Annotated in this window: 21 protein-coding genes; 7 read left to right on the forward strand and 14 right to left on the reverse strand. The window is 72.1% G+C overall.

Annotation, left to right across the window (positions count from 1 at the left end):
- Positions 1 to 15: 15 nt before the first annotated feature.
- On the reverse strand, positions 16 to 1,416 hold the full coding sequence (locus ACLJPY_RS04720) for an MFS transporter (RefSeq protein WP_410586767.1): 1,401 nt from the start codon (positions 1,414 to 1,416) through the stop codon (positions 16 to 18).
- Positions 1,417 to 1,661: 245 nt separating this feature from the next.
- Here ACLJPY_RS04720 and ACLJPY_RS04725 point away from each other — a divergent pair, with 245 nt between their 5' ends.
- Entirely contained in the window at positions 1,662 to 2,330 is a 669-nt protein-coding gene (locus ACLJPY_RS04725; RefSeq protein WP_410586768.1) for a transglycosylase family protein, read from the forward strand.
- Between the two features lie 3 nt (positions 2,331 to 2,333).
- On the opposite strand, the gene ACLJPY_RS04730 is transcribed toward ACLJPY_RS04725, so the two are convergent.
- The gene (locus tag ACLJPY_RS04730; RefSeq protein ID WP_410586769.1) at positions 2,334 to 3,125 is read right to left on the reverse strand and encodes a glycerophosphodiester phosphodiesterase; all 792 of its coding nucleotides are present in this window, start codon (positions 3,123 to 3,125) and stop codon (positions 2,334 to 2,336) included.
- Between the two features lie 66 nt (positions 3,126 to 3,191).
- Here ACLJPY_RS04730 and ACLJPY_RS04735 point away from each other — a divergent pair, with 66 nt between their 5' ends.
- Positions 3,192 to 3,563 (forward strand): hypothetical protein, encoded by a 372-nt coding sequence (locus ACLJPY_RS04735; protein ID WP_410586770.1) that lies wholly within the window; start codon positions 3,192 to 3,194, stop codon positions 3,561 to 3,563.
- A 236-nt stretch (positions 3,564 to 3,799) separates the two neighbouring features.
- Here ACLJPY_RS04735 and ACLJPY_RS04740 read toward each other — a convergent pair whose 3' ends face one another.
- The 5 genes from ACLJPY_RS04740 to ACLJPY_RS04760 all read right to left on the reverse strand — a co-directional run bounded on the left by ACLJPY_RS04740 (position 3,800) and on the right by ACLJPY_RS04760 (position 7,128).
- On the reverse strand, positions 3,800 to 4,780 hold the full coding sequence (locus ACLJPY_RS04740; RefSeq protein ID WP_410586771.1) for a tyrosine-type recombinase/integrase: 981 nt from the start codon (positions 4,778 to 4,780) through the stop codon (positions 3,800 to 3,802).
- 545 nt (positions 4,781 to 5,325) lie between these two features.
- On the reverse strand, positions 5,326 to 5,766 hold the full coding sequence (locus tag ACLJPY_RS04745) for an SRPBCC family protein (protein ID WP_410586772.1): 441 nt from the start codon (positions 5,764 to 5,766) through the stop codon (positions 5,326 to 5,328).
- Positions 5,767 to 5,768: 2 nt separating this feature from the next.
- The gene (locus tag ACLJPY_RS04750; RefSeq protein WP_410586773.1) at positions 5,769 to 6,137 is read right to left on the reverse strand and encodes an ArsR/SmtB family transcription factor; all 369 of its coding nucleotides are present in this window, start codon (positions 6,135 to 6,137) and stop codon (positions 5,769 to 5,771) included.
- Complete coding sequence (locus ACLJPY_RS04755) at positions 6,134 to 6,580, reverse strand: SRPBCC domain-containing protein (protein ID WP_410586774.1); 447 nt, start codon at positions 6,578 to 6,580, stop codon at positions 6,134 to 6,136. Before ACLJPY_RS04755 ends, ACLJPY_RS04750 begins: the two co-directional genes overlap by 4 nt.
- A gap of 32 nt (positions 6,581 to 6,612) precedes the next feature.
- A complete protein-coding gene (locus ACLJPY_RS04760) occupies positions 6,613 to 7,128 on the reverse strand; it encodes a GNAT family N-acetyltransferase (RefSeq protein WP_410586775.1) in 516 nt (171 codons plus the stop codon).
- A gap of 43 nt (positions 7,129 to 7,171) precedes the next feature.
- Between ACLJPY_RS04760 and ACLJPY_RS04765 the strand changes: the two genes are divergently transcribed.
- Genes ACLJPY_RS04765 through ACLJPY_RS04775 form a run of 3 tightly spaced genes read left to right on the forward strand, consistent with a single transcriptional unit; the run spans position 7,172 to position 9,974 of the window.
- Positions 7,172 to 7,729: a helix-turn-helix domain-containing protein gene (locus tag ACLJPY_RS04765; protein ID WP_410586776.1), complete on the forward strand. Its 558-nt coding sequence runs from the start codon at positions 7,172 to 7,174 to the stop codon at positions 7,727 to 7,729.
- A 33-nt stretch (positions 7,730 to 7,762) separates the two neighbouring features.
- Positions 7,763 to 8,368, forward strand: a complete 606-nt coding sequence (locus ACLJPY_RS04770) for a TetR/AcrR family transcriptional regulator (RefSeq protein WP_410586777.1) — start codon at positions 7,763 to 7,765, stop codon at positions 8,366 to 8,368.
- Entirely contained in the window at positions 8,352 to 9,974 is a 1,623-nt protein-coding gene (locus ACLJPY_RS04775) for an acyl-CoA dehydrogenase family protein (protein WP_410586778.1), read from the forward strand. The genes ACLJPY_RS04770 and ACLJPY_RS04775 overlap by 17 nt, the downstream gene beginning before the upstream one ends.
- A 426-nt stretch (positions 9,975 to 10,400) precedes the next feature.
- Here the strand turns inward: ACLJPY_RS04775 and ACLJPY_RS04780 are convergent, their stop codons facing one another.
- Positions 10,401 to 10,895 (reverse strand): pyridoxamine 5'-phosphate oxidase family protein, encoded by a 495-nt coding sequence (locus ACLJPY_RS04780; RefSeq protein ID WP_410586779.1) that lies wholly within the window; start codon positions 10,893 to 10,895, stop codon positions 10,401 to 10,403.
- Between the two features lie 84 nt (positions 10,896 to 10,979).
- Complete coding sequence (locus ACLJPY_RS04785; protein ID WP_410586780.1) at positions 10,980 to 11,513, reverse strand: TetR/AcrR family transcriptional regulator; 534 nt, start codon at positions 11,511 to 11,513, stop codon at positions 10,980 to 10,982.
- 77 nt (positions 11,514 to 11,590) lie between these two features.
- On the opposite strand from ACLJPY_RS04785, the gene ACLJPY_RS04790 reads away from it, so the two are divergent.
- The gene (locus ACLJPY_RS04790) at positions 11,591 to 12,802 is read left to right on the forward strand and encodes an FAD-dependent monooxygenase (protein WP_410586781.1); all 1,212 of its coding nucleotides are present in this window, start codon (positions 11,591 to 11,593) and stop codon (positions 12,800 to 12,802) included.
- Positions 12,803 to 13,185: 383 nt separating this feature from the next.
- Here ACLJPY_RS04790 and ACLJPY_RS04795 read toward each other — a convergent pair whose 3' ends face one another.
- Genes ACLJPY_RS04795 through ACLJPY_RS04810 form a run of 4 tightly spaced genes read right to left on the reverse strand, consistent with a single transcriptional unit; the run spans position 13,186 to position 18,516 of the window.
- The gene (locus ACLJPY_RS04795) at positions 13,186 to 14,253 is read right to left on the reverse strand and encodes an SWIM zinc finger family protein (protein WP_410586782.1); all 1,068 of its coding nucleotides are present in this window, start codon (positions 14,251 to 14,253) and stop codon (positions 13,186 to 13,188) included.
- Positions 14,250 to 16,751: a DEAD/DEAH box helicase gene (locus ACLJPY_RS04800; RefSeq protein ID WP_410586783.1), complete on the reverse strand. Its 2,502-nt coding sequence runs from the start codon at positions 16,749 to 16,751 to the stop codon at positions 14,250 to 14,252. The genes ACLJPY_RS04795 and ACLJPY_RS04800 overlap by 4 nt, the downstream gene beginning before the upstream one ends.
- 44 nt (positions 16,752 to 16,795) lie before the next feature.
- A complete protein-coding gene (locus ACLJPY_RS04805) occupies positions 16,796 to 17,578 on the reverse strand; it encodes an ABC transporter permease (RefSeq protein WP_410586784.1) in 783 nt (260 codons plus the stop codon).
- A complete protein-coding gene (locus tag ACLJPY_RS04810; RefSeq protein ID WP_410586785.1) occupies positions 17,575 to 18,516 on the reverse strand; it encodes an ATP-binding cassette domain-containing protein in 942 nt (313 codons plus the stop codon). Before ACLJPY_RS04810 ends, ACLJPY_RS04805 begins: the two co-directional genes overlap by 4 nt.
- Before the next feature lie 77 nt (positions 18,517 to 18,593).
- Here ACLJPY_RS04810 and ACLJPY_RS04815 point away from each other — a divergent pair, with 77 nt between their 5' ends.
- On the forward strand, positions 18,594 to 19,370 hold the full coding sequence (locus ACLJPY_RS04815; protein ID WP_410586786.1) for a TetR/AcrR family transcriptional regulator: 777 nt from the start codon (positions 18,594 to 18,596) through the stop codon (positions 19,368 to 19,370).
- On the opposite strand, the gene ACLJPY_RS04820 is transcribed toward ACLJPY_RS04815, so the two are convergent.
- A complete protein-coding gene (locus ACLJPY_RS04820) occupies positions 19,353 to 20,528 on the reverse strand; it encodes a cytochrome P450 family protein (protein ID WP_410586787.1) in 1,176 nt (391 codons plus the stop codon). The two genes, ACLJPY_RS04815 and ACLJPY_RS04820, sit on opposite strands and share 18 nt — an antisense overlap.
- Positions 20,529 to 20,574 lie beyond the last annotated feature (46 nt).

The raw sequence follows: 20,574 nt of genomic DNA on the forward strand, positions 1-20,574 counted from the left end.
CGACCCTATCGGTGGCTACAGAACCTCCGGCGGGGTGTTGCCCGCGGCCACGATCGCCCGCCGCACCGGCACCAGCCACACCAGCACCAACCCGGCCGCGAAGAACACCACCAGCGCCACGATGGCCAGCCGGAACGAGCCCGTCGCCTGCCCCACACCCGCGAACACCAACGGCCCCAGCCACGACGTCCCGCGCTCACCCACGACGTAGAGCGAGTAGTACTGCGCGTCCTTGCCCGCCGGGATCATCTGGCTGAACAGCGACCGCGACAACGCGTTCGTCCCGCCCAGCACCAGCCCGATCCCCACCGCCACCGCCAGGAACTGCAGCATCTGCTTCGGCTGCACGAAGTACGCCCCGGCCAGCACGACGACCCACACCACCAGACTGCCCAGGATCGTCCGCTTCGCCCCGGCCCGCCGCGCCACCAGCCCGTGCAGCGTCCCACCCAGGTACGCCACGAACTGGATCACCAGGATCGTGACGATCAACACCTCGTTCCCGAACCCCAGCTCGTCCTTGCCGTACTGCGCCGACACCGTCACCACCGTGTTGATCCCGTCGGTGAAGACCAGGTAGCTGCCCAGGAACGCCAGCGTCAACGGGAACGCCTTCGCCGCCACCAGCGTCTGCCGCAGCTCCGTGAACCCCGCCCGCAGCACCGAACGCCCCGGCGCGACCTCGACCGGCGTGTGCCGGCGGGGGAGCGCCCGCACCGCCGGGAACGTGAACGCCGCCCACCACAACCCCGACGTCAGGAAGCAGATCTGCACCGCGAGGTCCTGGCCGACCCCGAAGGCGTCGTGACCGAGGTAGAACCCCAGCTGCAACGCCAGCGCCAGCCCACCGCCCAGGTACCCGAACGCCCAGCCCTTCGCCGAAATGCCGTCCCGCTCGTCCGGCCCGCCGATGTCGACCAGGAACGAGTAGTAGACGACCAGCGAACCCCCGTACCCGATGTTCGCCACGATGAACAGCGCCGCACCCAGCTGCCAGTCCGAACCCGTCAAGAAGAACATCGCCGCCGCGGCCGCCGCACCCAGGAACGCGAACCCGCCCAGGATCCGCCGCTTGTTGTGACTGCGGTCGGCCACCGCACCGGCGATCGGCAGCACCAGCACCTGCACCACCGTCGCCACCGACAGCAGGTACCCCCACACCGAACCGGCCGGGAAGTGCAGCCCGAACAACGTCACGTCGCAGTGGTGCAACGTGTCCGTCCCACCCGCCGCGTTCAGACACGCGCGGTCCCCGTTAAGGGTGATGTTCGCCTTCGCGTCCGCAGCCGCGATCGAGCTCATCGACAGCGCACCGAACACCGTCGTCGTCGACGAATAGAACGGCGAATTCGCCCAGTCGTAGAAGTACCAGCCCCAGCGCTCGCGCCTGGTCGAGCGCGTCCCGGCCAGCGTCATCCACGGCTCCTTCGATCCAAGAACTTCCAGGTCAGCGCGGAGACTACGGGCACACCGCCACCCGGGTGACCGCACCATCCAAACCGTGTCCGGTTTGTCGCTTCGTGCTCATCCATCGGCCTCCCACGACACCCCCGTCCGTCCTTCACGGCGTGTCGACGGCCACTGTGAACAGCGGTGCATGTGAGACTGGAGCGCCCATCGTGTCTGTTGTGGTCAGTGGGACACACTCCTACTGTGCACCCATGATCCATAACCGTCGACGCACCGTGGCGAGACTGCTGCTCCTCGCCCTCGCCGCCATGGGTCTGCCGCTGATCGCCCCCACCGCCGCCGGCGCGGACCCCGCGTCGAGCACCTGGGCCAAGCTCCGCATGTGCGAGTCCAGCGACCGCTACACCACCAACACCGGCAACGGCTACTACGGCGCCTACCAGTTCGACCTGCCCACCTGGCGCAGCGTCGGCGGACAGGGCCGCCCCGACCAAGCCGCCCCCGCCGAACAGGACTACCGCGCCCTCTACCTCTACCGCATGCGCGGCTGGCAACCCTGGCAGTGCGCCGGCATGCTCAAACTCCCCGCCGACGCCGACGCCCGCAGCAAACGCGTCCCCACCTACACCGAATCCGCCTACATCGGCGGCGGCGGAAAACCCGCCCCGCCACCCGGCCCCGGCAGCGCCAAACCCCCGTGGCCCGGCGTCGTCTACCGCTACGGCGACTGCGCCGACCCCCTCAAAACCTTCCAGCTCCGCATGAACGCCTTCGGCTACGGCTTCACCGGCACCGGCTGCTACCTCGACAAGACCCGCACCGCCGTCCTCGACCTCCAACGCGCCAACGGCATCAAGGACAGCGGCCTCCTCGGCCCCAAGACCTGGGAAGCCGCCTGGACCGGCAAACCACCTCGCTGACCCTCACGGCTCCTGCGACTGCCGCCACGCACCCCGCTCGATCAGCACCTCACGCAGCAGGTCCGGCCGGTCCGTCACGATCCCGTGCACCCCCAGGTCCAGCAGCATCCGCATCTCCGCCGGATCATCGATCGTCCACGTGTGCACCTCGACACCCGACCGGCCCGCCATCGCCAGGAACGCCTTGTCCACCACCCGCAACGCACCCTGCCGCACCGGCACCTGCGCCATCGCCCCCAGCACCAGCCGGCCCAGGGGGAGCAGCGGCAACTTCCCCCGCACCCACAACGCGAACGCCGACCGCGGCCCCATCGCCGTCACCAGCCGTGGCCCCGCCAGCTTCCGCAACCGCACCAGGCGCGCATCCGAAAACGCCGCCCCCGCCACCCGGTCGAACGCCTTCGTCCGCTCCAGCACCTCGACGAACGGCTCCACCGCCCGATCGACCTTCACATCGACGTTGAACCGCGCATCCGGCAGCTCCTCGAGCACGTCCTCCAGCCGCGACAACGGCGCCTTCCCACCCACCTTCACGTCCTTCAGCTGCGCCCACGTCTGCGCCGCGATCGGCCCGGAACCATCCGTCGTCCGATCCAGGTTCGCGTCGTGGTGGACCACCACCACCCCGTCCGCCGTCGCGTGCACATCCGTCTCGAGGTACCGGTACCCCTCCGCGCACGCCCGCCGGAACGCCGGCAGCGAATTCTCCAAACCCTCGAGCTCATCGAGGTGCCACCCCCGGTGCGCAAAAGCACGGGGGACCGGATCGGCCAGGTACGGAAACGACGCCTGCATCCCCCAAGTGTGCCCTTCCGCCATGACCCCGGCATGAGCAAACAGTGGCCAGCTAGGGTCTCCCGGGTGAGGGAAGCCGCCGAACTGACCCAGCTCGAACCCGCCCCCGCCCGCCGCGGCGCCCCGAAGCACTGCGGCTGGTGCGGCCGCCGCCTCCCCGAAGCCGGCAACGTCGGCCGCCGACGCCGCTACTGCGGCCAATCCTGCCGCCAGCGCGCCTACGAACGCCGCACCGCCCTCCAGCGCAGCGGCCTCCCCGAAGACGCCGTCGTGCTCTCCGACACCGAAATCGCCGCCCTCCAGGACCGCCTGTTCCAGCTCCGCTGCGCGGCCGAAGACATCGTCACCGCCGCCGACGACGGCGCTGACCCCCGAGAGCTGCGCGGCCTCGCCGCCGAGATCGCCCGCGCGGCCAAGGACCTCGAACAGCTCCGCTGACTCCCGCACGGGGGAGAGGGCGTGAACGAACCGTTTCGTCCACGCCGCCGGGGCGCTGAACGTACCGTTTAGTTCATTGCCGGGCCCCTCGGACGCACCGGTTCGTTCATTATGAGCGATCTGGGACGTACTGGTTCGTCCATTGCGGGGTGGTTGCGAACGTACCGGTTCGTTCATTGCAAGCTGCCGCGAACGTACCGGTTCGTACATAAGCAGGACACTGTGGTCCGACAGCCTCAGCCCAAGCCGTCCAACGCCCGGTACGTCCGGTTGCTCGCCGCCGCCGCGCGCTGCTCCCGGCCCGTCGCCTCGATGTAGTTCTGGCTCGTCGCCAAGCTCGCGTGCCCCAGCAACGCCATGATCTCCGACGCCGTCGCCCCGTCCTCCGCCAACCGCGTCGCGAACGTGTGCCGCAACGCGTGCAGGTTCGCCCCCACCGGCACCCGGTCGTGCAACCCCGCACCCCGGTAACACGACTTCACCAGGTACTCCAGCGCACCCCGCCCGATCGGCTCGCCCGCCCGATCCAGCAGCAACGGCGAACCGGGGGAGAACCGCACGTTCGGGAACCGCACCCGGCACGACTCCCGGTACCGCTCGATCAACTCCGCCAGCACCGGCTGCACCGGGATCGACCGATCCCGGCTGCCCTTGCCCTTCACGTGCAACCGCAGCTCACCCGCGCGCCCCACCAGCGACCGCGACGTCAGCGCCCGCATCTCCGCCGCCCGCAACCCCGCCACCAACCCCAGCGCGATCACCAGCACGTCCCGCTCCGGCCACGGATCCCGCGCGCGCCGCGACCCCGCGGCCGCTGCCGACAGCAGCTGCTCCGGAGCTTCCTCGCCCCGCAACGGTTTCGGTGTCAACGCCGGCGTCCGCGGCCGCGCCACCGCACCCATCGGGTTGCCGGCCAGCAGCCCGTCCGCCACGCAGAACGTCAGGAACTGGTTCCACGTCGACCACGCCCGCAGCACCGAGCTCTTCGCGTGCCCGTCCGCGAACGCACCGAACGCCGCCCGCAACGCCGGCCCGGTGAGGTCGGCGACCTCCAGCTCCTCGGCGGGCCGGCCGAGCTCGGAAACCAGGAGAGTGGTGAGGCCGGCGAGGTCGCGGCGGTAGGCGTCGGTGGTGTGCGGGGAGTCCTTGCGGGGACGACGGGCAGCGAAGAAGGCTTGCTGGGCCTCGGAAACCTTCATGTGGATCTTGTACCGCACACCACCGACAGTTTCCGCGCCCGGGCCCGGACCCGGTATTTCATGCATAACCGCAATTATGCATGAAATACCGGAATGACCCAGGATCTTCCCCTCGGGGGACACGGTTCTCTCCGGAGGCCTGATTCGAGCCCTTGAGACGCCGTCGCGGCTCGATTCCGAGCGATGCGCACATATGTTCGACTTCGCTTCGAAGGCCCGGGATCCGGGGATTGGCGGAGTTCCTGGTGGAAACCAGCTGTGGCGAGCGCACTGCACGCCGTCCCGGGCTGCCGAACTCCGGTCGATTTCGTCACCGTGACGTTTTGAGGTCGGGTAACCGGACCTTGAGTCAGCGACTCCCAGGGGATGCTCTCGGCCCTCTGAGGGCTCATCTCCACCCGCGGCCGAGTTGCAGCCCCCTCGAAATCCCCGCAGGAGCCGTCCTGGCGAACCGAACGCTCTCGCGAACCCGGCACCGGCCCGACCGTCGGTTCTGCGCCCCTCCCGGCCCGTCGTCCCAGGACGTCACCAAGTGCCGATAATGTACATTATGTCAAGTAACGTCAGTGCCAGTCGCTGATCTGCACGTCCCGCGGGCTCGGGGCGCCCTCCCCGGTCTCCACGAGCTGCTTCAGACTCAGCAGGTAGCTCGCCCACTTCGTGCTGCAGTGGTGCATGAACTCGCCCGCCTCACGCCAGCCTTCGTGCTTGAACAGGACGATCGTGTAGTCGTCGCGCTGCTCGATGTCCCAGCGGATGGTCGTGCCGATCCACTCCGGCGGTCCGTCGACGACCTCCCAGCGGACGAGCTTGCCCGGGTCGAGTTCGAGCACCTTCATGTCGAAGCCGCCCGGGATGAAGCGGAACGCGATGACGCCGCCGGTGCCGGTCTCCCCTTCGGTCTTTTCGGTCCACCAGCCGGCGAGGCCGTCGATCGTGGTGAGTGCGGTGTACACCTGGTCCGGTGTGGCGTTGTGGACGCCGATGCGGTGCAGGATGTCCATTTCTACGGGTTCCTCTCGTTGGTTTTCTCAACAGTTTTTTCGACGGTCTTCTCGATGGTCTCGGCGATGCGCTTGATGCGGCGGAGCCGGGCGTCCCAGGTGTTGCCGACGTCGGTGAGCTGGGCGACGGCGCGGGCGAGCTGGGTTTCGTCGACGCGGAACTGCTTTTCGCGGCCGGCGCTGTGGGCGTGGACTAGGCCGGCGCGGTCGAGGACGGCGAGGTGCTTGGCGACGGCTTGGCGGGTGACCGGGAGGTGGTCGCTGAGGCTGGTCGCGGTGCCGCTCCCCTGTTCGAGCAGCAGGTCGAGCAGGCGGCGGCGGGTGGGGTCGCCGACGGCGGACCAGAGGTCGTCGTCCACGGCGGTGCTCACGGGGTGGCTCCGGCTTGGGGGGCGTAGGCGTGCAGGCGGGGCAGGAAGTGGTCCCAGCCGGTTTCGTGGTCGGTGTATTCGGCGGCGATCTTGGCTTCGTCCCAGCCGCGTTCGCGGAAGCCGGTTTCGGTCATCCGGAGGCGGGTGCCGGTGCCGTCGGGTTCGAGTTCGAAGACGACGAGGAAGGAGTTGCCGGGTGCGGCGGTCTCGTCTTCGGCGTGAGTCCAGCGGAAGGAGAAGTGCTTGGGTGGGACGGCGTCGACGACGGTGAACTGGACCCAGGAGCCGCCGAAGGCGATGCGGCCCGCTCCCCCGGGTTCGACGGGGTATTCGGCTTCGTCGGGCCACCATTCGCGGAGGTGTTGGGGGCTGCTGACGACGTCGAAGACGACGTCGGGGCGGGCGTCGATGTGGACTTCGCGTTCGATGGTGCCGTGTTCCATGTGGTGCTCCTCGCGCAACGTTTGGTTGCGTGTCACGTTAGCTCGGCGGGTGCCGATGTGCAACTTTCGGTTGCGCGAAGGTCTTTCTGGACCCAGGCGACGTCGTGCCAGGCGCCGTGTTTCCAGCCGACCCGGCGGTAGACGCCGGCGGGTTCGAACCCGAGGGCGCGGTGGAGCCCGGCGCTGGCGTCGTTGGGCAGGGTCATGCCGGCGAAGGCGCGGCAGAACCCGCGGGCACGCAGCCGGTCGAAGAGGGTTTCGTAAAGCGCGCGCCCGGCGCCGGTGCGGCGGCGGCCTTGCTCGAGGTAGATGCTCGTCTCGCAGGACCAGCGGTAGGCGGCGCGGTCGGCGAAGCGGGTGGCGTAGGCGTAGCCGGCGACGTGGCCGTGGTCTTCGAAAACGAACCAGGCGTGGGCGCTGTCGATGCGCCGGGCCATCTCGGCGGTGCCGGGTGGTTCGGTTTCGAAGGAGACGGCGGTGTCGGTGACGTAGGGCGCGTAGAGGGCGGCGCAGGCGGCGGCGTCCTCGGTGGTGGCGGCTCGGATCATGGCTCATATGGTAGCGGCAGTGGCTCGTATAGTATCCCGAGTCATGACCGATCCCCTGACCGCTCGCTTGGCCGCCACCGTGCACGCCGCCCGCACGTCGCGAGGCCTGTCGGCGGCCGCGCTCGCCGAGACGTCGGGGGTGTCGCGGGCGATGATCGGCAAGATCGAGCGCGGCGACGTCCAGCCGACGGCGGCGTTGCTGGCGAAGCTGTCGGCTGCGCTGGGCCTGACGCTGTCGGAGCTGATCGCGCGCGCGGAGGGCGACGAGCGGCGCCTGGCGCGGGCGGCGGAGCAGCCGGTGTGGACGGACCCGGAGACGGGCTACCGGCGGCGGTCGGTCTCCCCCGCGGCCGGGCGTCCGCTGGAGCTGGTGGAGGTGGAGCTGCCGCCGGGGGTGGAGGTGCCGCTGGTGGCGGGGACGTATGCGATCCTGCACCAGCAGATCTGGGTGCTGGCCGGGCACCTGCGGTTCCACGAGGGGGCGCAGGTGCACGAGCTGGCCGCCGGGGACTGCCTGCAGCTGGGGCCGGCTGCGAACTGCGTGTTCGTGAACCCGGGGCCGGTGCCGTGTCGGTACCTGGTGGCGCTGGTCAAGCGTTGACTGAAGCAATGAATCAGTGCTTCACTTCTTGGCGTGCCCTACCGCCGCACCCCGAAGGTGCAGGAACGCCTCGACGCCCAGCGGGAGACGATCGTCGCCGCCGCCACGCGGCAGCTGGCCGAGCACGGCTACAGCGGCTGCTCCGTCGCCGCCGTCGCCGAACGTGCGGGGGTGGCCGTCGGGAGCGTCTACCGGCACTTCCCCACCAAGGCCGAGCTGGTCGTGCACGTCTTCCGGCAGGTCGTGACGCGGGAGGTCGAGGCGGTCCGGGTCGCGGCGGCCGCGGCGGGTGACCCCGCCGAACGGGTCCTGGCGGCGGTCGACACCTTTGCCCAGCGAGCCTTGAAGGCGCCGAAGCAGGCGTACGCGCTGCTGGCCGAGCCGGTCGACGCGCTCATCGACGCCGAGCGGCTGGAGTTCCGGCGGGCTTACACCGCGGTGATCGCCGAGCACGTCGCCGCCGGGGTCCGGGACGGTGTCCTGCCGCCCCAGGACGGCCTGCTCACCGCCGCCGCGCTCGTCGGCGCCGCCGCGGAAGTCCTGATCGGGCCGTTGACCAGCGGGAACGCTGGTGACGTCGCCGAGCTCCGCACGTTCATCCTTCGCGCTCTAGGAGGTCCCGATGCCCGCCACGCATGAGGTCGCCAACCAGGTTCCGCCGCTGGTGGGCCACGACGTCGCCGACGACCCGGCGCTGCTGGCCGGGCTCGAGCGGGCCGGCGCCGGCTGGGCGGCCGGTGAGCTGCACGAGCTGGGCCGGCTGGCCGGGACCGAGCAGGCGCAGGAGTGGGGGCGGCTGGTCAACGAGAACGAGCCGGTGCTGCGCACGCACGACCGGTACGGCCACCGGGTCGACGAGGTCGAGTTCCACCCGTACTGGCACGAGCTGATGACGGTCGCGACGGCCCACGGCCTGCACGGCACGCCGTGGCGGGACCCGCGTGAGGGGGCGCACGCGGCGCGGGCGGCGAAGTTCTACGTCTGGGGCCAGGTCGAGGCCGGGCACAGCTGCCCGATCTCGATGACCTACGCGGCGGTTCCGGCGTTGCGCGCGAACCCGGAGCTGGCGGCGCGCTACGAGCCACTGCTGGCGACGACCGAGTACGACTTCGGGTTGCGTGAGCCCAGCACCAAGCGCGGTTTGCTCGCGGGCATGTCGATGACGGAGAAGCAGGGCGGCTCCGACGTCCGGGCGAACACGACGACCGCGACCCCGGCCGGCGACGGCAGCTACACCCTGGTCGGGCACAAGTGGTTCACCTCGGCGCCGATGTGCGACGTGTTCCTGACGCTGGCGCAGGCGCCGGGCGGGCTGTCGTGCTTCCTGCTCCCCCGGGTCCTGCCGGACGGCTCGCGCAACCGGATCCTGCTGCAGCGGCTGAAGGACAAGCTGGGCAACCGGTCGAACGCGTCCTCGGAGATCGAGTACGACGGCGCGGTGGGCTGGCTGGTCGGCGAGGAGGGCCGCGGGGTCCGCACGATCATCGAGATGGTGAACAACACCCGGCTGGACTGCACGCTGGGCAGCGCGTCGGGCATGCGGCTGGGTGCGGTCCGGGCGGTGCACCACGCCACGCACCGGCGCGCGTTCGGCAAGGCGCTGGTAGACCAGCCGCTGATGGCCAACGTCCTGGCCGACCTGGTGCTCGAGTCCGAGGCGGCGACGACGGTGGCGATGCGGCTGGCCGCGGCGGGCGACCGCCGGGACGACGAGCAGGAGCAGGCGTTCCGCCGGTTGGGGCTGGCGGTGTCGAAGTACTGGGTGTGCAAGCGGGCGCCGGCGCACGCGGCGGAGGCCTTGGAGTGCTTCGGCGGCAACGGGTACGTCGAGGAGTCCGGGATGCCGCGGTTGTACCGGGAGGCGCCGCTGTCCTCGATCTGGGAGGGCTCGGGCAACGTCGCCGCGCTGGACGCGTTGCGCGCGATGGGCCGGCAGCCGGAGTCGGTGGCGGCGTTCTTCGCCGAGGTCGAGCAGGCCGCGGGCGGCGACACGCGGCTGGACGACGCCGTGGACCGCGTCCGCAAGGAGCTGACGGACCTCGACGGCATCGAGTACCGGGCGCGGCGGCTGGTGGAGGCGATGGCGCTGGTGCTGCAGGGCTCGCTGCTGGTCCGCCACGGCCACCCGGCGGTCGCCGACGCGTTCTGCGCCTCCCGCTTCGGCGGCGACTGGGGCGTGGCGTTCGGCACGCTCCCGGCCGGCGTCGACACGGGAGCGATCATCGAGCGGGCCGCGGTGCGCTAGGTGTACTGCCCGGGGAGGTTGCGAGCGTGGTGGCACGTGATCGGATACCTGCCCGGGCTCAACCCTCGACCGTCGGATACTGGCCCCGCTACCGGTTCGCCCGGCTGGCACCTTGACCGGGCCGCCGCCCGCCCAGTCCGCCGCTACGAGCACCCGCAGACGGAGATCTGGTGGACGTAGGCATCGGAAAGCCGGGCCACATCCCCGCCGGCGGCGGCCACCGCGTGCACGGCCGCGCGGCCGGCGGGCGCAACAATTCGGCCCACCGCGACCCCGCCCGGTCTCACACGGTCCACGGACGTCCGAACTTCGGTTCCAGCTGACTGCACAGCGCCGTCGACGATCACTACCCGGCCGGCCGCACCTGCGATCGCCACCGCAGCCACACCGCACCCCGCAAGACCACCATCCGCGGGCCGCGGTGCGCTAGCCGAGGCGCTCGGCGCGCTGCCGGGCCAGTTCCTCGACCGCGGTGGGCAGGGTGGTCTCGAAGTCGATCAGCTTCGCCCAGGTCGGGGTGATGACGATCCGGACCATGCCGTCGTAGAGGGAGCGCACTTCGCGTTCCCATTCGATCCGCTGCTCGGGGGTCATTTCGTAGCTGCCGTTCATCTGCAGGTACTCCTCCGGGATGCCGTCGACGACGTCGAGTTCGGCGCGGCCGCGGATGAGGAGGATCTTGGGCGGGTGCACCTCGGTGTCGATGGTCAGGGCGACGGCCGGGTTGGCGCGCAGCGAGGGCAGCTTCGGGGCGTTCTTCGCGGTGCACAGGACGATCTGCGAGCCGTTCCAGGTGAAGGCGATCGGGATGCTGCGCGGGGTGCCGTCCTTGGCGACGTAGGCCAGCCGGGTCAGGTCGCGGGTGAGCAGTTCGCGGCTGAGCGGGCGGGCGAGGACTTCGGCGATCTCGTGCTGCTGCATGGTGGTCTCCTTCTCCGGGTTGTCGCTGTCGTCCCGGGGACGGAGCCGCCGGCGCGTTCTCGACACGCGCCGCGGAAGAATTTTTCAGCAGCCGAGTGCGCCGAGGGCGCCGGCGACCGCGGCGGCCTTCAGGTCGGCGACGGGTGCGTCGGGGAACTGCATGCAGACGTCCTGCAGGCCGCCCAGCGCCAGGATGGCCCGGGCTTGCTGTTCGAGCGTGGGTGACGGCCCGCAGATCAGCTGGGTGAGCCGGGTCCGCCAGCCCAGGGCCCGGTCGATGAGCCCGAGGTCGGCCAGGGTGGGCAGCTCGGCCAGCAGCATGACGACGTCGGCGCGGTGGCGGTAGTTGAAGTCGAAGAAGCCTTCGATCAGTTCGCGCACCGGGGCGTCGCCGCGGGCTTCCTGCTCGAGCAGGAAGTTCTCGCCGTCGTCGAGCAGCGGCTGGACGATGCTGCGGACCAGGTCCTCGCGGGAGGGGAAGTGGTAGTACAGCGCGGGTTTGGTGATGCCGAGCCGGTCGGCGATGTCCTGCAGGCTGGTGCGCTGCACCCCTTGGCTGGCGAACAGGGCGCGGGCGACGTCGAGGATGCGCTGCTTGGTGTCGGACGGTTTCGGCACCGCCCCAGCATAGCTGACTTAACGATAGGTAAGGAGACGTGGTACAACTTACCTACCGTTAAGTCAGGGAGGTACTCATGCGGATCCTCATCTCCGGCGCCAGCATCGCCGGGCCGGTGCTGGCGTACTGGCTCACCCGGCACGGCTTCGACGTCACCGTGGTCGAGCGCGCGCCGGCGCTGCGCAAGACCGGCGGCCACGCCGTCGACCTCTTCCGGCCGGCCATGGACATCACCGAACGGATGGGCGTGCTGCCCCGCGTCGAGGCCGTCGCCACCGGCACGACCCGGATGACGCTGCACCGCGAAGGCGCCCGCCGGCCGCTGCGCGTGGACCTGCGGAAGATCTTCCAGGCCACCTCCGACCGGCACGTCGAGATCATGCGCGACGACCTGTCCGAGATCTACTACGACGCCGGCCGCGACGACGTCGAGTACCTCTTCGGCGACTCGATCACCGCCCTGTCCCCCGACGGCGAAGTCACCTTCGAGCACGCCCGGCCGCGCCGGTTCGACGTCGTCGTCGGCGCCGACGGGCTGCACTCGAACGTCCGGCGGCTGGTGTTCGGCGAAGAAGCCGGGCTGACGACGTTCATCGGCGCGTACCTGGCCGTGCTGTCGCTGCCGGACACCCTCGGCCTCGACGGGGAAGCCGTCACCCACCTCGGCCCCGGCCGCACCGCCTCCCTCTACAGCGCCCGCCACCTCGACGACGCCCGCGCGGTGTTCCTGTTCCGCCGCGCCGAGCCGCTGGACTACCACCACCGGGACGTCCCGCGGCAGAAGCAGCTGCTCCGGGCCGCGTTCTCCGGAATGCACCCGCAGGTCGACGGCTGGCTGGCCGCACTCGACGGCCCGGGCCCGTTCTACTTCGACTCGATCACCCAGCTGCGGCTGGACACGTGGTCCCGCGGCCGCGTGACGCTCGTCGGCGACGCCGGCTACTGCCCCGGCCCGGCCGTCGGCGGCAGCACGAGCCTCGCGGTGCTCGGCGCGTACGTCCTGGCCGGCGAGCTGGCCGCGGCCGGCGGGGACCACGAGCGCGCCTTCGCCGCCTACGAGCGGGAAATGGGCGAGCTGGTGCGCCGCAGCCGCGCCTTCGCGATCGGCGCGGCCCGCAGCCTGATCCCGGACTCCCCCGCGGGCGTGTGGGCGCTGGCCCGCGGCGGCCAGCTGGTCTCGGCGCTGCCGGCCGGGCTGACGCGGGCGATCGCGAAGCTCAACACCGGCGGCGTCCGCATGCACGACTCGATGCAGGTCAAGGATTACGCGGTGACCACGGCGGCCTGACGCTGGAGGGAACCGCCGTGGCGACGGTCCCCTCCAGCTTTCGACAGCGGGTATTCGGTCACCGGCGGAAACCGGGCGGGCGCGCGGGAAGAACCCGCGCGCCCGCACCCCCAGTGGCCCGGCGGAACCCGCCGTCGAGGGACAGGAGACAACGAGTACCGCGCTGGATACCGGGAAATCTGGCGGATTTCCGCCCGGCGACCCCGATCGCGGCGACAGGTCACCCGACCCTGCGGAGAGCTGTCCGCTGACCGCCCGCTTCAACGCGAGTTGCCCACCGCGAGCCGCGGCAAATGGGCCACGGCGACCCGTGATATGGGTTCCCCCGCATCACCTCGATGAGCGTGGCCACCAGCAGCTGAAACCTCCGCGCAGCCCCGAAATCAGCCCACCAACAGCGCCGGGTCGGTCTCCGGCGGGCCCGCCGGCCACCACTCCTGCCCCTCCAGGCGGTACGGGTGCCAGCGGCCTCGGCGGTCCAGCCGCAGCTGTACCGCACCCACCGTGCAGTGGTTGCGCTCGAACACCGGCTCCGCCTCGACGTCCGCGAGCGCCGCCCGTGCCGCGCCGATCGCCGCTTTGGGTGGCGTCCAGGAGGATTCCAGCACCTCCAGCCCGTCCGGACCGCCGTAACGCCACGCCGCGATCGCCCGCGCGCCCACGTCCAGCCGCTCGGCCGCCGTGGGGAATTCTGCGGCCAGCCGGACCGCGTCGTGGCGCCGTCCCGGCCACGGCTGTCCGTTCAGCAGCGCTCGGGCCTGCCCGACCGCGTTGGCCGCCAGCAGCGCGAACGTCTCCGCCGGCACCCCGGGCGCCGCCGGGATCGACGGCGCACCCGATGGCCGGAACGCCGCCAGGTCGGGCACCTCACCCGGGACCCGGTCGGCCACCGGGGCCGGCGCGGTGCGGGCGGCCAGCTCCGCGCGGATCTCCCGCTCCCCCTTGCCGCGCAGCAGCAGCACCAGGAACGGGTCCGCGTCCAGCAGCCACGACGTCTGGAACGACAACGCCGCCGCGTGGCGGCACGGCAGCTCCCAGCCCGGGCAGTCGCAGTCGGGGTCCAGGTCGGCGATCCCCGGCAGCAGGTCCACGCCGGCCGCCTCGGCCAGATCCGGTGGCAGGTCGCGGTCCAGCAGCGCCGCCAGGTGCCCGGCGCGGGAGGCGACCCGGTCGAGCAACCGCGTCCAGTCCGCTTCCGGGAGCTCCGCCAGCCGCAGCTGCGTCCGGTACGGGCCGCCGTCGGCGTCCTCGACCACCGCCGCGATGCGGCCCGGGCTGATCGTGATCGGGCCGACCAGCCCGGCGGCGGCGTACTTGCGGCCCTTCTTCAGCTGACGCAGGTCCAGCGCGGTGTCCTCCATCGCCTGCACCCACGCCCGCCCCCACCACGAGCGAGCGACGCGCCCGCCCGGACCGAACGCGGGGAACCCGCGCACCCGGTCGTCGTTCATCCGCGGCTCCTCAGTTCGACGAGCTCGGCCAGCTCGGTGTCCGACAGTTCCGTCAACGCGGCCTCGCCGCCGGCCAGCACCGCCTCGGCCAGCGCCCGCTTCTCCCGCAGCATCGCCGCGATCCGGTCTTCGACCGTCCCCTCGGCCACCAGCCGGTGCACCTGGACCGGCCGGGTCTGCCCGATCCGGTACGCCCGGTCGGTCGCCTGGTCCTCCACCGCCGGGTTCCACCAGCGGTCGAAGTGCACGACGTGGTCGGCGCGGGTCAGGTTCAGCCCGGTGCCCGCCGCTTTGAGCGACAGCAGGAACACCGGCACCTCGCCGGCCTGGAACCGCGCGACCAGCTCTTCGCGACGCGCCACCGGGGTGCCGCCGTGCAGCAGCTGCGTCGCGATCCCGCGTCCGGCCAGGTGCTTCTCCAGCAGCCGCGCCATGGCGACGTACTGGGTGAACACCAGCACCGCGCCGCCCTCGGCGAGGATCGTGTCGAGCAGTTCGTCGAGCAGCTCCACCTTGCCCGACCGGCCGCCGGGCTGCTTGAGGTACTGGGCCGGGTGGTTGCAGATCTGCTTGAGCGCGGTCAGCAGCTTCACGATCCGGCCGCGCCGGGCCATCCCGTCGCTCGTGGCGATGTCGGCCATCATCTCCCGCACGACCGCCTCGTACAGGGCCACCTGCTCGGCGCTCAGCGCCACCGGCCGGTCGGTCTCGGTCTTCGACGGCAGCTCGGGTGCGATCCCCGGGTCGGACTTGCGGCGCCGGAGCAGGAACGGCCGCAGCAACCGGGCCAGCCGTTCGGCCGCGGCCGGGTCACCCGCCTCGATCGGCTTCGCCCAGCGCGTGCGGAACTCGCTCAGCGAGCCCAGGAGACCGGGCGCGGTCCAGTCGAGGATCGCCCACAGCTCCGAAAGCGCGTTCTCCACCGGCGTTCCGGTCAGCGCCACCCGCGCCGCCGCCGGCACCAGCCGCAGCGCTTTCGCGGTGCCCGAGCGGTGGTTCTTGACGTGCTGGGCCTCGTCCGCCACCAGCAGGTCCCACCGCACCGCGGCCAGCGGCGCCGGATCGGTGCGCAGCGTCCCGTAGGTGGTCAGCACGAAACCCTCGAGGTCCTCGAGCGACCGGGCACCGCCGTGGAAGCGCCGCACCGGCACGCCGGGGGCGAACCGGCGGATCTCCCGTTCCCAGTTGCCCAGCAGCGACGCCGGGCACACGACCAACGTGGGTCCCGCGGCTCGGTGCAGGTGCAGGGCGATCAGCGTGACCGTCTTGCCCAGGCCCATGTCGTCGGCCAGGCACCCGCCGAGACCGAGCCCGGTCACGGTGGCCAGCCACTGCAGCCCGCGCAGCTGGTAGTCCCGCAGCGACGCGGCCAGCCCCGGCGGCGGGGCCTGCGGTTGCGGTGGCCCGGACAGCCGTTCCCGCAGCCGCGCCAGCCAGCCGTCGGTAACGACCTCGACCACTTCGCCCTCGACCTCGGTGGTCCCGGACAGCACCGCGCCGAGCGCGTCAACCGGCGTCAGCGGCTTGAGCGCCCGGTCGCGGGCCTTCGCCGCCAGCGCCGGGTCGACCAGCACCCACTGGTCGCGCAGCCGCACCACCGGGCGGCGGGTCTCGGCGAGCGCGTCGAGCTCCACCTCGGTCAGCACGGCATCGCCCAGCGCGAGCTGCCAGTCGAACGCCAGCGCCCGCCCGCCGCCGAAGAACGACGGCAGGTCACCCGGAGCGTCGCCGGCCCGCACGACTGCCCGCGCGGTCAGCGACCCCGCGAGCTCGGCCGGCCAATGCACGTCGATCCCGGCCGCCGCCAGCCGCGGTGCCGCGGTCGCGACCAGCTCGGTGACGTCGTCCTCGCCGAGGTCCAGCTCGGCCGGCACCGCCGAGGTCAGCAGCGGGCCCAGCGCGGGCCAGACCCGCGCACCGCGGCGCAGCGCGAGCAGGACGTCGATGCGGGCCCGCGGCCCGAACCGCCCGGTCGCCCACAGCTGCGCCGCGTCGGTGACCTGCCCGGGATCGGCCAGGCTGTGCACCTGGACCACGGCGTGGAACCGGCCGGCGGCGAACCCGTCCGGCGCGTGCACCCGCAGCGACACCCGGATCCCCGAATCCAGCCCCGCCGCCAGCTCGTCGGCCCAGTCGCGCAGGGACTCCGCCCGCTGCACCCCGGCCGCGGCGAACAAGCGCGTCCCGGCGGCCTTCGCCGCGGCCGGGGTGCGGGGCAGGGTGTCGGCCACGGCGTCGAGGAACGCCCGCAGCAGCGGCCCCGGCGCCCGCTCGTCCGCCGGCATCGCGGCCGCCAGGTCCCGCAGCCACGCCGCTTCCCCCGGGTCCAGCGGCCCGGCGCGCCAGGCGTCGTACCCGGCTTCGGTGACCCCCGGCAGCAGCCGGCCGGCCGCGACCAGCCGCAGCGCGGCCCGCGCGGCCGTCGGCCAGAACCCCGCGGTCTCCTCCAGCAGCTCCGGCAGGGCCTCGACGACGGACAGCTCCCGGCCGTCGACCACCAGGCGGCCCGCCCGCGGTGGTTCGCCCGGTTCGAAGTGGACGTTCAGTTCCCCAGCCTCCTGTACCTGCGCACCGACAACGGGACGAACACCGCCAGCAGCACCAGCGGCCACCCCACCGCCATCGCCACCGCGTGCGAACTCACCCAGGACGTCCCGGCCGCGCCCGGGTTGCCGAACAGCACCCGCGCGGCCGTCACCGTCGAGGACAACGGATTCCACTCCGCCACGGTGCCCAGCCACGCCGGCATCGTCGACGTCGCCACGAACGCGCTGGAGAGGAACCCGAACGGGAACTCGGCCGTCTGCGCCAGCGTCACCATCGACGGATCCGACGTCAGCAGGCCCAGGTAGATCCCGGCCCAGACCAGCGCCGTCCGCAGCAGGAGCAGCAGGCCCAGCGCGGCGAGGGTTTCGCCCAGGCTGCCGTGCGGGCGCCAGCCGACGGCGAACCCGCAGCCCAGCAGCACCGCCAGCGCGAGCACGGCGTTCACCAGGTCCGCCGCCACCCGCCCGGTCAGCACCGCTGATGGCGCCATCGGCAGCGACCGGAACCGGTCGGTGACCCCCTTGGCGGCGTCGTCCAGCACCGCGGTCATCGTCCCGGACAGCCCGAACGCCATCGTCATCGCGAACATCCCCGGCATCAGGAACTCGCGGTAGGAGCCCCCGCCGGGCACGCTCATCCCGCCGCCGAGCAGGTAGGCGAAGATCAGCACCATCAGGATCGGGAACGCCACCACCGTGGCCAGCCGGGCCGGGCGCCGCGCCAGCTGCGCGAGGTACCGCAGGGTCAGCGTCCAGCCGTCTTCGACCGCCCACCTCATCGCGGCACCTCCGCCCCGCCGGTCAGCTGCAGGAACACCTCGTCCAGCGTCGGGCGCCGCAGCGCCACGTCGGCGACCGCGAGCCCGGCCGCACCCAGCTCGCGCACGACGTCGGTGAGCACGGAAGCCTCGTCCGGCGCGGCCGCGCTCACCCGCAGCTCGTCGGTGACCGGCTCGGCCCCGGTCACCCGGGCCAGCAGCCCCGCCGCCGCGCCGACGGTGCCGGGATCGGTGAGGACCAGCTCGATCCGGGTCGCCCCGAGCGAGTCCTTGAGTTCCGCCGGGGTGCCTTCGGCGATCACCCGGCCGTGCTCGACCAGGGAAATGCGGTCGGCCAGCCGGTCGGCTTCCTCCAGGTACTGCGTGGTGAGCAGCACCGTCGTCCCGTCCGCGACCAGCGACCGCACCGCCCGCCAGACCTCGGTGCGGCTGCGCGGGTCCAGCCCGGTCGTCGGCTCGTCCAGGAACAGCACCCGCGGGGCCGCCAGCAGCGAGGCGGCCAGGTCGAGGCGCCGCCGCATCCCGCCCGAGTAGGCCGACACCGGCTTCGAGCCGGTGCCGGCCAGGCCGAACCGTTCGAGCAGGTCGCCGGCCCGGCGGACGGCCTCGCGGCGGCCCAGGTGGTGCAGCCGTCCGAACAGGATCAGGTTCTGCCGCCCGGACAGGACCTCGTCGACGGCGGCCTGCTGGCCGACCAGCCCGATCGCCGAACGCACTTTCGCCGGTTCGGTGGCGACGTCGAACCCGGCGACCCGGGCGACGCCGCCGTCGTGGCGCAGCAGCGTCGAGAGCACGCGGACCGCCGTCGTCTTGCCCGCGCCGTTGGGTCCCAGCAGGCCGCACAGGGTGCCAGCCGGGACGGAGAGATCGAAACCAGCGAGGGCGTCCGCGTCGCCGTAGCGCTTGCGGAGTCCCTCGGTGTGGATCTGCGGAGTCATCAAGCCCCTTAACTCTGTACAGTGTACGAAGAAGGTTAGCACAATTCTGTACGTCGTACGGAGATCAGGGGTACAGAATGACCGGCGTGCGCACGCAGGAGAACGGTGACGGCGACCCGCGGCGGGCGATCGAGCTGCTCTGGGGCGTCTCGGCGCCCCCGCGCCGCGGCCCGAAACCCAAGCTCGCCCCCGCCGACGTCGTGCGCGCGGCCGTGGCGCTCGCCGACGCCGACGGGATCGAGGCCGTCACCATCCGCCGGGTCGCCGAACAGCTCGGCGTCTCCCCCATGTCCCTCTACACCTACGTCCCCGGCCGGGCCGAGCTGCTGGACCTGATGGTCGACCACGCCCACGGCGAGCTGACGGCCTCCGCCGAAGGACTCCATTGGCGGGCCGCGCTGACCGCCGTCGCCGAAGACCAGTGGGCACTGGCGCACCGCCACCCCTGGCTGCTGGAGATCACCACCAGCCGCCCGGCCCTGGGCCCCCACAGCTTCGCCAAGTACGAGAACGAACTGCGCGCGGTGGAGGGGATCGGCCTCGACGACGTCGAAATGGACGCCGTGGTCAGCCTCGTCACCGGCCTGGTCCGCACCACCGCCCGCAGCTCGCTCGAGCAGGCCCGCCTGGTCCGCACCACCGGGCTGACCGACGCCCAGTGGTGGGAGCGCGCCTGGCCGGTGCTGGCGGGGATCCCGGCTGCCGGCGCGGCGCACTACCCGATCTCCTCGCGGGTCGGCCAGGCGGCCGGTGCGGCCCACAACGCGGCCGAGAACCCGGCCCACACCTTCCGCTTCGGTCTCGCCCGCGTCCTCGACGGGATCGAAGTGCTGGTGTCACAACGCCAGCAGTAGCCGCGCGGGCCGCCAGGTCCCGCCGTCGGGCGCCCGCGGGACGTCCTCGGTGAGCGCCAGGTCCGGGAAGCGCGCGAACAGCGCCGACAACGCCACTTCGGTCTGCACCCGCGAGATCGAGGCGCCCAGGCAGAAGTGCGGGCCGTGCGAAAAGCCCAGCTGCGCCGGACCCGAACGGGTGATGTCGAAGCGGTCCGCGGCCTCGAACGCCCGCGGGTCGCGGTCGGCGGCCACCACCGCCGCCGTCACCCGCTCGCCCTTGCCGATCACCTCCCCGCCGATCTCGACGTCCTCGCGCGCGAACCGCGGCGTGGTCAGCAGCTGCGGGCTGCACCAGCGCATCAGCTCCTCGACCGCCCCCGGCCACCGCCCCGGCTCGGCCCGCAGCAGAGCCAGCTGGTCCGGGTGCCGCAGCAGCGCTTCGACGGCGTTGGCGATGAGGTTCACCGGCGTCTGCCCGCCCAGGATCAGGTGCCAGACCAGGGTGACCAGCTCGGTGTCGGTGAGCCGGTCACCGTCCTCGGCCTGCGCGCGCACCAGGTCGCCGATCAGGTCGTCGCCCGGCTCGGCCCGGCTCCGCGCCACCGCCTCCTGAGCGCCTTCGACGATCGCCGGGATCGCCTCGGCGAAGTCCGGGCCCAACCCGCCGGCCACCGCGGCCCCGTAGCCGCGCCAGCGCGCCCGGTCGGCCTGCGGGATGCCGACCAGCTCGCAGATGACGTCGATCGGCAGCGGCCGCGCGAAGTGCGGCACGAGGTCGACGACGCCGTCCTCGGCGTGCCCGGGCAGCTCGTCGAGAAGCCGCCCGGTGATCGCGGCCAGCCGCGGCCGCAGCTGCGCGGCCCGCTTCGGGGTGAACGCCGGGGCCACCAGCCGCCGCAGCCGCCGGTGCTCCGGACCGTCCTTCTCCGCCATCGTCTCCATGTACCGCAGGCAGTGGTCGGGGACGCCGGGCGGGCGCAGGAAGCTGCCGGAGTTCACCTCGAACCGCGGGTCGCCGAGCATCGCGCGTGCTTCGGCGTAGCGGGTCACGGCCCAGAACGGGCCGAAGCCGGGGATGACCAGCTTGGCCACCGCGCTCACCTCGCGCGCCCGGTCGTAGGCGGTGAACGGGTCGGTCAGCACGGCCGGGTCGGTCAGATCGATCTCGGGGGTCATCCACCACTCCAGATGTTCAAATCAGATGTTCTTATCATCTCAGTGG

It is taken from the genome of Amycolatopsis sp. lyj-23, from assembly GCF_046549135.1.
Lineage (GTDB): Bacteria > Actinomycetota > Actinomycetes > Mycobacteriales > Pseudonocardiaceae > Amycolatopsis.

What these genes read in the sequence shown, in the direction of transcription:
- ACLJPY_RS04720 (WP_410586767.1), bottom strand. Translation starts at nt 1,416, where the DNA reads ATGACGCTGGCCGGGACGCGCTCGACCAGGCGCGAGCGCTGGGGCTGG.
- ACLJPY_RS04725 (WP_410586768.1), top strand. Translation starts at nt 1,662, where the DNA reads ATGATCCATAACCGTCGACGCACCGTGGCGAGACTGCTGCTCCTCGCC.
- ACLJPY_RS04730 (WP_410586769.1), bottom strand. Translation starts at nt 3,125, where the DNA reads ATGCAGGCGTCGTTTCCGTACCTGGCCGATCCGGTCCCCCGTGCTTTT.
- ACLJPY_RS04745 (WP_410586772.1), bottom strand. Translation starts at nt 5,766, where the DNA reads ATGGACATCCTGCACCGCATCGGCGTCCACAACGCCACACCGGACCAG.
- ACLJPY_RS04755 (WP_410586774.1), bottom strand. Translation starts at nt 6,580, where the DNA reads ATGGAACACGGCACCATCGAACGCGAAGTCCACATCGACGCCCGCCCC.
- ACLJPY_RS04760 (WP_410586775.1), bottom strand. Translation starts at nt 7,128, where the DNA reads ATGATCCGAGCCGCCACCACCGAGGACGCCGCCGCCTGCGCCGCCCTC.
- ACLJPY_RS04765 (WP_410586776.1), top strand. Translation starts at nt 7,172, where the DNA reads ATGACCGATCCCCTGACCGCTCGCTTGGCCGCCACCGTGCACGCCGCC.
- ACLJPY_RS04775 (WP_410586778.1), top strand. Translation starts at nt 8,352, where the DNA reads ATGCCCGCCACGCATGAGGTCGCCAACCAGGTTCCGCCGCTGGTGGGC.
- ACLJPY_RS04780 (WP_410586779.1), bottom strand. Translation starts at nt 10,895, where the DNA reads ATGCAGCAGCACGAGATCGCCGAAGTCCTCGCCCGCCCGCTCAGCCGC.
- ACLJPY_RS04790 (WP_410586781.1), top strand. Translation starts at nt 11,591, where the DNA reads ATGCGGATCCTCATCTCCGGCGCCAGCATCGCCGGGCCGGTGCTGGCG.
- ACLJPY_RS04795 (WP_410586782.1), bottom strand. Translation starts at nt 14,253, where the DNA reads ATGAACGACGACCGGGTGCGCGGGTTCCCCGCGTTCGGTCCGGGCGGG.
- ACLJPY_RS04805 (WP_410586784.1), bottom strand. Translation starts at nt 17,578, where the DNA reads ATGAGGTGGGCGGTCGAAGACGGCTGGACGCTGACCCTGCGGTACCTC.
- ACLJPY_RS04810 (WP_410586785.1), bottom strand. Translation starts at nt 18,516, where the DNA reads ATGACTCCGCAGATCCACACCGAGGGACTCCGCAAGCGCTACGGCGAC.
- ACLJPY_RS04815 (WP_410586786.1), top strand. Translation starts at nt 18,594, where the DNA reads ATGACCGGCGTGCGCACGCAGGAGAACGGTGACGGCGACCCGCGGCGG.
- ACLJPY_RS04820 (WP_410586787.1), bottom strand. Translation starts at nt 20,528, where the DNA reads ATGACCCCCGAGATCGATCTGACCGACCCGGCCGTGCTGACCGACCCG.